Genomic DNA, 13,725 nt, shown 5'->3' with positions numbered 1-13,725 from the left:
ATGAAATATCATTTAATTTCCGGTGCATGCGGATTTGTAGGAAAAAACTTTGTGAAACATTTTTTGAAAAATACAAACGATACAATTATTGCCGTTGATGATTTATCGATCGGCACTCATCCATCAACTTGGCTTGAATACAATTCATCAAAAAAAATAAATGATGCAGAAGTTTTTGGAAAAGATGAAAGATTAATTTTTTTCAAAATGGATTTTAGAAATTTTATAAAAAATTTATTAGAGAATCCAAATTATTTTATTGAAAATTATAATTTGAATTTCACAAAATTTAATGATGTTTTCCACTTTGCCGCAATTGTTGGCGGGAGAGCAAAAATTGACGGTGATCCGCTTGCCGTTGCATTGGATTTAGCAATTGATGCTGAATTTTTTCATTGGGTAACTAAAGCAAAACCGGAAAGAGTTCTTTATCCAAGTTCAAGTGCAGCTTATCCAAACTCATTACAAAAAGAAGAAACCGCGGTTGCTCTAAAAGAAACAGACGTAAATATAAATGGTGATATTTTAGGAAAACCAGATATGACTTACGGCTGGACGAAAATGACCGGAGAATATTTAGCTCATTTGGCAGCAAAACATTACGGAATTTCTGTTGTTTGTATTCGTCCTTTTTCCGGTTACGGAGAAGATCAAGATTTGTCTTATCCCGTTCCGGCAATTGCAGCACGCGCAGCAAAAAAAGAAAATCCATTTGAAGTTTGGGGAACAGGAAAACAAGGTAGGGATTTTGTTCATATTGATGATGTTGTTGAATGCACGCTTTTAGCAATGGATAAAATTCATGATGGCTCTGCAATTAATATTGGTTCCGGAAAACTTACAACATTCATCGATTTGATAAATTTATTTGCAAAATTTGCAGATTACAATCCAACAATAAAACCATTGATTGAAAAACCGGTTGGAGTTCATTCGCGTTTTTGCAATATGGATTATGTTAAAGAAAAACTTGGTTGGGAACCAAAAATTTCTTTGGAAGAAGGAATGAAAAGAGTTTACAATAAGGCTCTTGAGCAAATTGTATAAAAAGTTAATTTGGAAATTTTCCCAATGAGAAAAATTGTTGTGTTTGGTCCGGGTCCAAAATTTAAAGGCGGAATTGCAAATTATACATTATCACTTGCCAAAGCATTTGCAGAATTTGAAAATATAGAAGTAACAATTTTTTCTTGGACGCAGCAATATCCTTTTTTTATTCCACGCGATTTTATTGATAAAAGTTCGAAAAAAAATCCGCTTGCCGATACAAACATTTCTGAAATTTATCTTACAAATTATAATGATCCTTTTTCGTGGAATAAAACCGTTGAAGAATTACTTAAAATAAATCCCGATATAATTATTATTCAATGGGCAATTGCAATTCAAGGTTTGCCGCTTGGTTATATTGTAAAAAAGTTAAAGAAAAAATTTTCCGGCGAAATTATTTTTGATCTTCATGTTGTAGCACAAAAAGAACCAAGTGCAATTGATAAATTTTTAATCAAATACGGATTGAAAAATTCCGATGCATATATTGTTCATTCATACAAAACTTTTGATGAATTAAAATCTGTATTCTTTCAAACAAAATTTCACATTGATGAAACCGGAAAACGTTCCGGTGATGAAAGAAAAAGTGTGATTAAACTTTATCATCCTATTTATGATATGTTTCAGCCAAATTCGAATTTTGATATTGAGAAAACAAAAACTGAATTGAAATTGAAAAAATATGTGTTTTTATTTTTTGGATTTATCAGAGAATATAAAGGTTTGCACAATGTAATTAAAGCTTTTGCAAAATTGCAGAATGAAAGAAATGATGTTTCACTTTTGATAGTCGGCGAATCGTTTTGGAATACATTGGCTTCAAATAAAATTTCAACAAAAATAAAAAATGCAATTTTCGATTCGGCAAAAAAAATTGTTTTGCGCAAATCAAAGAATGAAAGAGATTATCAGCCGTTAAATTTAATTAAAGAATTAGGAATTGAAAGAAATGTTACGGTTGTTAATGAATATGTGCCGAATGATGAAGTGCACAAATATTTTCAGGTGAGTGATTGCAATTTATTGTTTTACTTAAATGCAACGCCATCCGGAGTCGAATCAATTTCATATAATTTTAAATTACCATCATTGGCAACAAAAGTCGGACATTTTCCCGAAACAATTAAAGATGGATTTAACGGATATTTAGCTGAACCAGAAAATATTGAATCAATGTTTGAAGTGATGAAAAAATTTATAAGCAATCCTATTCCGAGAGAAAATGTTGCAATTTCAGCAAAAGATTTTAGCTGGCAAAATTACGCAAAAGCAATTTTGAACAGATGAAAAAAGTCTTAATCATAACATATTATTGGCCGCCGGCTGGTGGAGCCGGAGTTCAAAGAGTTTTAAAATTTGCAAAATACTTACCTCAATTTGGATGGACACCGATAATTTTAACTGTTGAAAATCCCGATTGTCCAGTTATTGATGAAACTTTATTAAACGATATTCCAACCGAATGTAAAGTTTATAAAACCAAATCGATTGAACCATTTGAACTTTATAAAACTCTTACCGGAAAAAGTAAAAATTATAAAATTCCAAGTGATGTAATTACTAAAAGTACAAATCTTAGTTTAACTGAAAAAATTTCTAAATGGTTAAGAATTAATCTTTTCATTCCCGATGCAAAAATTGGTTGGAAATATTTTGCAGTTAAGGAAGGATTAAAAATTATTCGGAAAGAAAAAGTTGATTTAATTTTTTCCACATCTCCGCCGCATACAGTTCAGCTTATTGCAAATAAATTGGCAAAGTTCACAAAACTCAAATGGGTAGCTGATTTTAGAGATCCTTGGATGGAAATTGTTCATTATCAAAATTTACAGAGAAATTTCTTTACCAAGTTAATAGATCAAAATTTAGAAAAAAAAGTTCTGAAAAATGCAGATTCAATAATTACAATAAGTGATGATATTGTTGATTTGTTCAAATCTAAAATCGGAGAAAAAAAATATTTTGTAATTCCCAACGGTTTTGATGAAACTGATTTTCACAAAACAGAAAAAGTAAAAAATAATATTTTCACAATTGCTTATACCGGAGTAATTACAAAAACAAGAGTTCCGTTTGTGTTTTTATCAGCATTGAAAAAATTTATAAATGAAGATGATATTACAAACATTAAATTTATCATTGCTGGAAAAACTTGCAGCGAATTTTCTAACGAAGTGAGAAAATTAAATCTTGAAAATTATGTTAAAGAAAAAGGATTTCTGCCGCATCATGAATCGACAAATATTTTACAAAATGCTGATGTTCTGCTTTTAATAATTGATGATGTTCCAAATAATAAAGGATTTTTAACCGGAAAAATTTTTGAATATTTGGGTTCGAAAAAACCAATTTATGCTGTTGGTCCAATTGATGGAAACGCAAATGAAATAATAGTTAAATCCGATTGCGGGAAAATGGTTGATTACAAAGATGAAAAAAATACTTATAATTTATTGAAAGAAATGTATGATAATTGGCAAAATAATTCTTTTAACTACAAATATAATGTTGAAGAATATTCACGAAAAAATCTTACAAAAAAATTATCTCAAATTTTTGATGAAGAGATTAAATGAAAATTATTGAAATAATTGGCGCAAGACCACAATTTGTTAAAGCAGCAGTTGTTAGCAAACAATTGAGAAAATTTCCGGAAGTAAAAGATTTAATACTTCATACCGGGCAGCATTATGATGAAAATATGTCAAAAGTATTTTTTGATGAATTGCAAATTCCAAAGCCGGATTTTAATTTAAATGTAGGCTCGGGACATCACGGAAAGCAAACTGCGCTTATGCTTGAAGGAATTGAGAGAATTTTAATTGATGAAAATCCCGATTGGGTTTTAGTTTATGGTGATACAAATTCAACAATTGCCGGATCTTTAGCCGCAAGCAAACTTCATATAAAAGTTGCACATGTTGAAGCCGGATTAAGAAGTTTTAACAGACTAATGCCGGAAGAAATTAATAGAATTACAACAGATCACATTTCCGATATTTTATTTGCACCGACGCAAAACGCAATGAATCTTTTGGGGAAAGAAGGATTAAAAAATAGATCATATTTTTCCGGCGATGTGATGTTTGATTCGGTTTTGTTCTATCGAAATTTAGCTGAAGAGAAATTATCCTTATATCAAATTACTCATTTAAACGAATTTTATTTGGCAACAATTCATCGACAGGAAAACACAGATGATATAAATCGTTTACAAAATATTTTTACAGCTTTTTCTAATTTGGATTTCCCAGTTTTACTTCCGCTTCATCCACGAACACAAAAATATTTACAACAAATTAAATTTTCCGAAAATGTAAAAATTATAAATCCCGTTAGTTATTTGGAAATGATAATACTTTTAAAGAATTGCAAAAAAGTTTTAACCGATAGCGGCGGTTTGCAAAAAGAAGCTTATTTCCTTCAGAAGCAATGTATAACTTTACGTGAAGAAACAGAATGGATTGAAACTTTAGAAAACAACTGGAATTTTATAGTAGGAACAGATGTTACGAAAATTCTTAATTCTGCAAAACTTTCGCCGACTTCTAAACAAAAAAATTATTTTGGTGATGGAAATGCTGGGGAACTAATTGCAAATTATTTACAAAAAAATTAATTGAACAGAAATTTAAATTTTATCAACAAAAATTTTAGATAATTATGACAAAAAAAATAAAAAAACTTGATACCGAAAAACCGGCCGTTAATTATTTAGAAAATGTTCCAAAAAAATTTAGAGATTTAATTGCAATAGTTTTAATCCTTATTCCACTTTTATATTTCTTTTTACCATTTGCATTAAATAGTGTTGCTCCAACCGGAACTGATGTTTTGGCAAATCTTGGTCAAACACACAATTGGGTTGAGTGGAATAAAAAAACTGGTGAAACTGCTTTATGGAATCCGGCAATATTTGGCGGTGAACCAATCTACAATAGGCTAACCCCAACTTTAATTCATGTTGATTCTTTTTTGGCTTTTTTAGGAAAATTGCTCTTTTGGGCTTTTTGGTATTTGTTGGCAGGTGGTTTAGGAATATATTATTTACTTAAGTATAAAAATATTCCTTGGTATTTGGCAGTAATTGCTGCGGTTGCTTTTGTACTATTGCCCGATTGGCAAGCCCAGATTGGCGAAGGTCACAATTCTAAATTAAGAGCTTTGATGATTCTTCCTTGGTTTATTCTTTCTTTTTCTTACTTTTTTGAAAATAAAACATGGCTCAGCACGGGATTATTTGCTTTAGTATTTTCATGGCTTGTACGAACTCATCATTTTCAAATTATATTTTATGCAATTTTGGTTTTGTTCTTCTTGTATGTTTATCCAACAATTTTATTATTCATTAAAAAAGAATTTAAGCAAGCTGGAAATTTAATTTTAAAATTTAGTATTGCATTAACATTAACTTTTCTAACAACAGCACAGCCTTTATTTACAACAAATGAATATGCAAAATATACTATACGTGGTGGAAATCCAGTACAGATTGGAGAAGATGCAAAATCTGCAAAAGAAGCAAAAGGTGTTGATTTAGATTACGCAACCGGCTGGTCATTTTCCCCAAATGAAGTTTTCGATTTTTTCCTTCCTCATTTTTCCGGTGGAATTTCTGCAGAATTATATAACGGTGATAAATATCCTCAGTTAAAAGGGAGACAAATTCCTGCTTATTGGGGACAGAAACCTTTTTCCGGAAATTATGCAACAATGGGAATGATACTTTTCTTGTTTGCCGTTCTCGGTGTTATTTACTATCGAAAAGATAAATTCGTAATTGGTTTGGCTGTCTTTGCAATATTTTCAATTCTGCTTTCTTTCGGAAAACATTTTGAAACTTTATACAGTTTGTTTTTTTACTACGTTCCTTACTTTTCAAAATTCCGCGCCCCGGCAATGATTTTAAATGTTACTTTTCCGGTAATTTTAATTCTTTCCGGTTATGGTTTAAAAGCAATCATTGAAAATAATTCCGCAAAAGATAAACAAATATTTTTTTCAACATTTTTAATTGGATTAGCTTCAATACTTGTAATTCTTTTTACATATTCTTCTTACGGATTTACAACTGCAAATGAAGCTGCGCAATATGATGCAAACACAATTAACTTGTTGAAAGAAATACGCAAAGAACTTTTAACAAATGATATCTGGAATTTAATAATCATTTTGGGATTAACAATCGTAATTATTTCTGCATTCATTTATAGAAAAATTAACACAACAATTTTTGTCGTTTTAGTTTTAATAATTTCAGCATTCGAACTATTTATAATTTCTAAAAAAGCTCATTCAATAATTCCGCTTAATAATTTAGAACAATTAGAAAAATCTGAGTTTAAGCAAACTTCAATTACTCAAGAATTGAATAATACAGATAAATCAATGCGCGCAATTGTTTTGGGACAAGGTTTTACGAGTAATCATTACGCATATTTTTATAATTTAATCAGCGGATACAGCGCAATAAAATTGCAGATTATTCAAGATATAATTGCACACAATCTATATGCTGCACAATCGCAAGATAGAATAAACTGGAACATTATAAATATGATGAGCGGAAAATATATAATTGTTCCGGCGCAATTAAATTATCCGTTTTTAACTTTGGCTGCTCAAGATAATGAAAGTAAAGAAGTTATGTACTTGAACCGAAATGCTTTACCAAAGGCTTGGTTTGTTAAGGAAGTTAGAAAAATGCAAACCCCGGAAGAAATTGTTTTATTTATGAATTCTCCAAACTTTAAACCGGATTCATCTGCATTAGTTTTAAATTCATCTTATGTCAGTAAAGTTAGTTTTGATGGAAATGGTGATATAAAATTAGTTGAACACAATCCAAATTATGTGGAACTTGAAACAAATACTAACTCAGAACAATTTATGGTATTATCGGAAATATTTTATCCGGAAGGCTGGAAAGCCAATATTGATAATACCGAAACAACAATTTATCAAACAAATCATATTTTAAGAGGAATTCAAGTTCCGGCTGGAAAACATAAAATTACTTTTGAGTTTAAACCTCAAACATATTATACAAGTCTCACATTTTTGTGGATCGGAAATATTATTATTTTGGGATTGATATTAATTCCGGGAATTTTCAACTTCAAGAAAAAAAATATCTAAAATATTCACTTTTCTTTTAAACTTTTTTCAATATATTTCGAGTAATAATCTTACTCGAAATATGTTAAATTCAATTATAACATCTGAAACCAAAATTAAGTTATTACTAAAGTTTTTTCTTAATCCAAAAACTAAGGGATACTTAAGGCAGTTAAGTTCTGAGTTTAATGAATCGACAAACGGTATTAGGGTTGAGCTTAATAAATTGGAAGAAGCAAAAATTCTTTCTGCACAATTTGAAGGAAGGAATAAAATTTATAAGGCAAATTCTTCGCATCCTTTATTTGATGAATTAAGAAATATTGTTTTAAAATCTACCGGAATTGATAAAGTAATTTCCGATATAATTCAAAAAGTGGGAGATATAAAATCAGCTTTTATTCGTGGAGATTATGCAATCGGAAAAGACAGCGGCTTAATCGATTTGGTAATTGTCGGCAATGAATTAAACAAAACCGAAATCGAAAGAGTGAGAAAAAAAACCGAAAAATTAATTGATAGAAAAATTTCCATATTGATTTTAAATTCAGATGAATACAAAAATTTGAAATCCAATTTTGAAAAAGAAGCTTGCTTTATTCTGCTTGAAGGAAAATCAAAATGAATATTGGAATGCTTTTAGATAAGGAATTTTACGGCGATTTACGAGTTGAAAATGAAGTGCAAGCCTTATCTCAAGCTGGTTTTAATGTGTTTGTCTTTTGTTTTTCCTTTGGTGGAATTTCTAAAGCAGATGAATATTTTGGAGCCAAAATTATTCACATTCCGGTTTCTAAAAAGTTAGTTTATAAATTGCGCGGATTGATAAATACTCTATTTAATTTTTATCCATACTATGTTGTGAATTTAATTAAGAAATATTTGGTTCAGTACAAAATTGATGTTCTTCATATTCACGATTTATATTTATTTCAAATTGGATTAATACTCAAAAAGAAAAATCCTAAACTTATTTTGGTTGGTGATTTGCACGAAAATTATGTTGAGGGATTAAAGCATTATAAATTTGCAAATACATTTCCGGGAAATTGGTTAATATCTATTAAGAAATGGGAAAATAAAGAAATAGAATGGTGCAAAAATTTTGATTGTTTAATTACAGTAATAGAAGAAGCCGTAGATAGATATACATCTCTTGGAATTCTAAAAGAAAAAATTTTCGTTGTTTCCAATTATGTAAATCTTGATTCATTTCAAGTTAATGAATTTGAAAATACAATTTTGGAAAAGTTTAAAAATTTTAGAACACTAACTTACGTCGGCGGATTTGATATACACAGAGGTTTGGAGAGTGCGATAAAAGCTGTACCGATTATAATTAAACATATTTCCAATTTTAAATTGGTGTTTGTTGGTGAAGGAGCAAATTTAATTGCACTTAAATCGCTTTCCAAAAAATTAGAAATTGAAAATTATATTTCATTTGAAGGTTGGCAGCATCATTCAAAACTTCCTTCATATATTAAAGCTGCTGATATTTGTTTAATTCCGCATTTAAAAACTCAACATACGGATAATACAATTCCGCATAAATTATTTCAGTATATGTTAATGGGTAAACCGGTTATTGCATCAAATTGTAATCCAATTAAAAGAATTTTGAATGAAGTAAATGCCGGACTTATTTACGAAGCAAACAATGAAAAATACTTAGCAGAAAAAGTGATTGAAATTTTTAATGATCAAAATAAAATAAATGCGTTTGGTGAAAACGGCAAAAATGCTGTCTTGGAAAAGTATAACTGGAATGCAACAAGTAAAAATTTAATTAAGTTATTTAAAAATATTGAAACGAAAAATGGATAATAAAGATTTTTATGAAAAATTTGATTGGGTAAAAGCTAATCTTGCACATAAATTACAAGGAAAAATTGAAAGGCTAATTAACGAAATTCCTTCTGATGTAAAATCAATAATTGATATTGGCTGCGGCGATGGAGCAATTTCAAATAAATTACATTCAAAATTTAATGTTGTTGCTGTTGATAGAGGTTTTCAACCCCTTAAATTCGTTAATTCAAATGCTGTTCAAGCTTCAGCTGATTTATTATCATTCAGAGATAATTCATTCGATATGGTTTTCAGTAGTGAAACAATTGAACATTTACCGGATGATATTTTTATCAAATCAATTAGTGAATTCAAACGAATAAGTAAAAAATATATTTTTTTAACTTTTCCGAATAATGAAAATATTGAGAAACAGTTAACTCAATGTCCAAAATGTAATTTCATTTTTAATAAATCTTATCATTTACGAAGTTTAAATTCTGAAATTATTAAAAATCATTTTCCGGAATATAAAATTATTTCTGAGTTTGAAATTGGAACTATGATAAGACAATACAATAAATTACTAAGTAAAATAAAACATAAATATTCTCCGTCAATTTCTTGGATTCCTTATTACTGGACAAAAAATGATAATGCATTAAGAACAACCTTGTGTGCAAATTGCAGTCATTCGTTTCGCATTGAATATAAATTTCATCCAATTGCATCAGCTTGTGATATGTTAAATATTTTTGTTTCAAAAAAAAATCCATATCAACTTTGTATTTTACTTGAGAAAAAATAATGTTTGCCGAATTAAAAAAAACACTTCGACAATCGACAATTTATAGTTTAGGAAATTTAACTTCTAAAGTAATTGGTTTTATTCTTCTTCCGCTTTATACTGATTATTTAACGGTTTCGGAATATGGAATTTTTGCAATACTAGAAGCTACTTCACAGATTTTAATTGGAATTTTCGGATTCAATTTTACAACTTCAATGATGCGTTGGTGTGCTTCGGAAAAATCATCAAGCGAACAAAAAAAAATAATTTCTTCTACATTTTTTTCAACAATAATTATTGCAATGATTTTCAGCTTAATTACAATTCCGTTCAATAAAGATATTTCTGAAATTATTCTCTCAACTTCAAAATTCAGCAATTATATAACAATTTTACTTTTATCGGTTTCATTTGGAATTTTAAGCAATGTTCCGCTTGAAGTAATTAGGTTTAGAGAAAAACCATCTTTTTATGTTTTTCTAAATATTTCTAAATTTGTTTTAATAGTTCTGCTTAACGTTTATTTCATCGTCTATGCAAAGATGGGTGTTGTAGGAATTATTTTAAGTCAGTTAATTGGATTTGCATACATAATTTTGGCTTCATTTCCGTTTATGTTAAAAAATATGAACTTTTCATTCAGCACAAAAATTATCGGCGAAATGTTCAGATTCGGTTTCCCGCTTGTGTTTTCAACATCGGCATTATTAGCTTTATCTTTAGGCGATAGATACATTATAAAATATTTTATGGATGAAGCAAGTGTTGGAATTTATTCACTTGGGAATAAAATAGCTAGCGTAATTAATGTATTTATTCTGCAGTCATTTCAAGTTGGTTTTTTACCAATCGCTTATAAAAAAATTCATGATGAAAATTCAAAGAGATATTTTTCAAAAGTTGCAACGTATTTAATTTTTATTTTAATGATTTCCGCACTTTCGTTATCAATCTTTGGAAAAGAAATTGTAAAAACTTTCAGCTTAAAAACAGAATATTGGGATGCATATTTTGTGATTCCGTTTATAAGTCTGGCGTTTGTTTTCAAAGGAATGCAATATGTATTTTCCTTGCCGTTCCACTTTGTAAAAAAAACAAGCTACATTGCATATATTGTGGGCGTTTCGGCAGCACTAAATATTTTGCTTAATATTTATTTTGTTTCAAAATTTGGATATGTCGCTGCTGGAATTGTTATGCTTGGTTCTTATTTTTTAATGACTTTCTTTTACTTTATTTCAGCAAAAAAATATTATTACATTCCGTTTGAAATTTCAAAAATTATTAAAATGATTTTGGTCGGAATTTTACTTTATTCAGTTTCACTTTTTGTAGATGATGCAAATTTATTTGTAAGATTTCCGGTTAAAATAATTCTACTTTGTCTTTTCCCATTTATTTTATTTTTATTAAAATTTTACGAACCGATTGAAATTACCACCGTAAAAAAATATTGGGGGAAAATATTTTAAGATGAATCAGTTGTTTTACAAAATTATCTACAATAGTAATATTAATTTTATTTTAAGAAGCATAAACAAATTCTTATTAAGTATAATTGACGTCAAAATTAAAATTCCACCATCAGGAACCATTTTCCTTGAAGTTGATTCTAAGAAATTAAAAATAAAAACCAACCAAACAAATTTTGTAACTCATCTGCTTTATTGGAAAGGTTATCTAAATTTTGAATACACGAATATTTTTCTTTCACTAATTAATAAAATTGATTCATTCTATGATGTTGGTGCAAATATAGGTTATTATTCACTATTGGCAGCAATTAAAAATCCTAATTTAAAAGTTGTAAGTTTTGAACCGGCTCGCGGGCCTTTATTCTATTTGCAAAAAAATGTTGACTTGAATAATCTAAAAAATATTCAAATACAACCAATTGCTTTATCGGATCACGAAGGTGAAATAATTTTTTACGAATCGAAAAATTCTAAATACAAATATCTTGAATATAATTTAGGCGGCGAAGGAAATGCCGGAAGTAAAACTGACGAAAAGAATTTTATCAAAACTAAAGTTCCTACAATTACGTTTAATAAGTATATTGTAAAAAATAAAGTTGATAAAATTGATTTGATTAAAATTGATACCGAAGGAACTGAAAATTTAATTTTAGAAAATGCCGATTTGGTTCTTGATAAATTTAAACCAATTATAATTTGTGAAACTCTTTTTAATGTAATTGAAGAAGAACTTGAAAATTTAATGAAAAAATTTGGCTATGAATTTTATAATCATGAAGAAAAAGGATTAAAAAAAGTCGCAACAATAAAAAGAGAATTTGATAACAAAGTTAGAAACTGTTTTTTTGTTCATCCAATAAAATATTCTCTTATAGAAGAATATTTACTTTAATAATATCATTTTCTTTGTTTCTGAAAATTCACCAACTTGCAAACGGTAAAAGTATGTTCCACTTGCTAATTTTGATGCATTAAAATTAACTTCATATTCTCCAGCAATTTGATTTTCGTTCACCAATGTTGCAACTTCTTTTCCAAGAACGTCAAAAACGTTGAGACGTACAGACGTTAAAACAGAAGAATTGTAATTTCGGACTAGTGACGGGATCTGATACTCGATTATAGTACTCTGTTTAAAAATGTCGCAGTAGTTTTGAATACAGTTTCGCATTTTTCAATGATTTGTAGCTACTATTGTTTATCTTTTTCAAATTCTAATTTTGATTACTGATAATGTTCCAAATTTAATTTAGATTTTAAGAGACAATTGAAATTGAAAGAATAAAACAAATTTGGTTCAAAGGGAACCACCTTAAAAGTTTGAAAAAATATTTTAAAATTATATAACATGAAATTAAAATTGTTCAAATTGATATAAATCAATTTATTATCTATTTTAAAGCTATATATTTGACACTGAATTATCTTTTAAATGGAGGATATAATGCTAAAACGATTTTTATATTTAGTTTCATTAACTATATTAATTAGTTGTTCTGATCAAAATATTACTGAAATTGACAATTCAAATTTAGGAAGTGTTCAATTTTCTCTAAATAAACAATCAACCCCGCAAGAAGTTGTAAAATTAGTATTACGGTTGACGCGCGAAGGTTTTAGTACAATTGAAAAATCAATGATCATAGAATCTGTAAATAGCACTAACTTAATTATTAGTAATCTTTATTCTGGTAATTGGAATTTAGTTGTTAATGCTTATGATGAGCACGAAATGATAATATATACTGGTGAAATGAATATTAATGTAGAGCCAAATTCAATAATACCTGTTAATTTACAATTAAATTCAACAACTGGAAGTATTTTATTATCTGTTTCTTGGGGAAAAAATTTAGAGGATGAAATTATTGCTTTTTATCCATTTACTGGAAATGTTAATGATTATAGTGGCAAAGGATTAAATGGCACTTTATATGGTGCAGAATTTGTTAATGATAGATTTGGAAACCCGAACAATGCATTATATTTTGATGGAAATAATGATTTTATACAAATTTATGATAATGATAAATTAACACCCTTAAACCAACAACTTACAATTGCTGCATGGGTAAAAGTATTTGGATCAAAAGATAAATATATTTTATACAAGGGCAGTACATTATATAATCGTGAATATGCATTTGGTATAAGAACAGATTCTCGAGCATCATTACATATTAACAATCAAGGATCTTGGAATGAAGGTCAAATAGGAGTTCCTAGCTCTACTAGTCTATTAGATGATAGATGGTATTTTATTGTTGGTACCTGGAATGGGAAAGAACTTAATATGTATATAAACGGAGTTTTAGAGAATACCATCATTACAAATCATGTGATTGGTAATTATACTTCTGATTTATTCATTGGATCTTATGGTGGAGATATTAGTAAATACGCATTTAATGGTATTATTGATGATTTATTATTGCTTAATAGAACATTAACTTCATCTGAAATAGAAAAATTATATAATATTACAAAAAATTAAGA

Annotated in this window: 12 protein-coding genes; 11 read left to right on the top strand and 1 reads right to left on the bottom strand. The window is 28.5% G+C overall.

The window, feature by feature from the left end; all coding sequences use genetic code 11:
• The 10 genes from IPM32_05620 (at window position 1) to IPM32_05575 (ending at window position 12,121) form a co-directional block, all read left to right on the top strand.
• Entirely contained in the window at window positions 1-1,047 is a 1,047-nt protein-coding gene (locus IPM32_05620) for an NAD-dependent epimerase/dehydratase family protein (GenBank protein ID MBK8944737.1), read from the top strand.
• 24 nt (window positions 1,048-1,071) lie between these two features.
• On the top strand, window positions 1,072-2,340 hold the full coding sequence (locus IPM32_05615) for a glycosyltransferase (GenBank protein MBK8944736.1): 1,269 nt from the start codon (window positions 1,072-1,074) through the stop codon (window positions 2,338-2,340).
• A complete protein-coding gene (locus tag IPM32_05610; protein MBK8944735.1) occupies window positions 2,337-3,629 on the top strand; it encodes a glycosyltransferase family 4 protein in 1,293 nt (430 codons plus the stop codon). Before IPM32_05615 ends, IPM32_05610 begins: the two co-directional genes overlap by 4 nt.
• The gene (wecB, locus tag IPM32_05605) at window positions 3,626-4,672 is read left to right on the top strand and encodes a UDP-N-acetylglucosamine 2-epimerase (non-hydrolyzing) (GenBank protein MBK8944734.1); all 1,047 of its coding nucleotides are present in this window, start codon (window positions 3,626-3,628) and stop codon (window positions 4,670-4,672) included. The genes IPM32_05610 and wecB overlap by 4 nt, the downstream gene beginning before the upstream one ends.
• Before the next feature lie 44 nt (window positions 4,673-4,716).
• Window positions 4,717-7,191: a YfhO family protein gene (locus IPM32_05600; protein MBK8944733.1), complete on the top strand. Its 2,475-nt coding sequence runs from the start codon at window positions 4,717-4,719 to the stop codon at window positions 7,189-7,191.
• A 61-nt stretch (window positions 7,192-7,252) separates the two neighbouring features.
• Window positions 7,253-7,795: an ArsR family transcriptional regulator gene (locus tag IPM32_05595; protein ID MBK8944732.1), complete on the top strand. Its 543-nt coding sequence runs from the start codon at window positions 7,253-7,255 to the stop codon at window positions 7,793-7,795.
• Complete coding sequence (locus IPM32_05590) at window positions 7,792-8,997, top strand: glycosyltransferase family 4 protein (protein ID MBK8944731.1); 1,206 nt, start codon at window positions 7,792-7,794, stop codon at window positions 8,995-8,997. Before IPM32_05595 ends, IPM32_05590 begins: the two co-directional genes overlap by 4 nt.
• Entirely contained in the window at window positions 8,990-9,769 is a 780-nt protein-coding gene (locus IPM32_05585; protein MBK8944730.1) for a methyltransferase domain-containing protein, read from the top strand. The genes IPM32_05590 and IPM32_05585 overlap by 8 nt, the downstream gene beginning before the upstream one ends.
• On the top strand, window positions 9,769-11,223 hold the full coding sequence (locus IPM32_05580; GenBank protein ID MBK8944729.1) for an oligosaccharide flippase family protein: 1,455 nt from the start codon (window positions 9,769-9,771) through the stop codon (window positions 11,221-11,223). Before IPM32_05585 ends, IPM32_05580 begins: the two co-directional genes overlap by 1 nt.
• Window position 11,224: 1 nt before the next feature.
• Window positions 11,225-12,121 (top strand): FkbM family methyltransferase, encoded by an 897-nt coding sequence (locus tag IPM32_05575; GenBank protein MBK8944728.1) that lies wholly within the window; start codon window positions 11,225-11,227, stop codon window positions 12,119-12,121.
• Here the strand turns inward: IPM32_05575 and IPM32_05570 are convergent.
• A complete protein-coding gene (locus IPM32_05570) occupies window positions 12,113-12,400 on the bottom strand; it encodes a T9SS type A sorting domain-containing protein (protein ID MBK8944727.1) in 288 nt (95 codons plus the stop codon). The two genes, IPM32_05575 and IPM32_05570, sit on opposite strands and share 9 nt — an antisense overlap.
• A gap of 273 nt (window positions 12,401-12,673) precedes the next feature.
• Between IPM32_05570 and IPM32_05565 the strand changes: the two genes are divergently transcribed.
• Entirely contained in the window at window positions 12,674-13,723 is a 1,050-nt protein-coding gene (locus tag IPM32_05565) for a LamG domain-containing protein (protein MBK8944726.1), read from the top strand.
• The last annotated feature ends 2 nt before the right edge of the window (window positions 13,724-13,725 follow it).

Source organism: Ignavibacteriota bacterium, from assembly GCA_016716225.1.
GTDB lineage: Bacteria > Bacteroidota > Ignavibacteria > Ignavibacteriales > Melioribacteraceae.
This window is presented reverse-complemented; position numbering and strand designations above follow the sequence as displayed.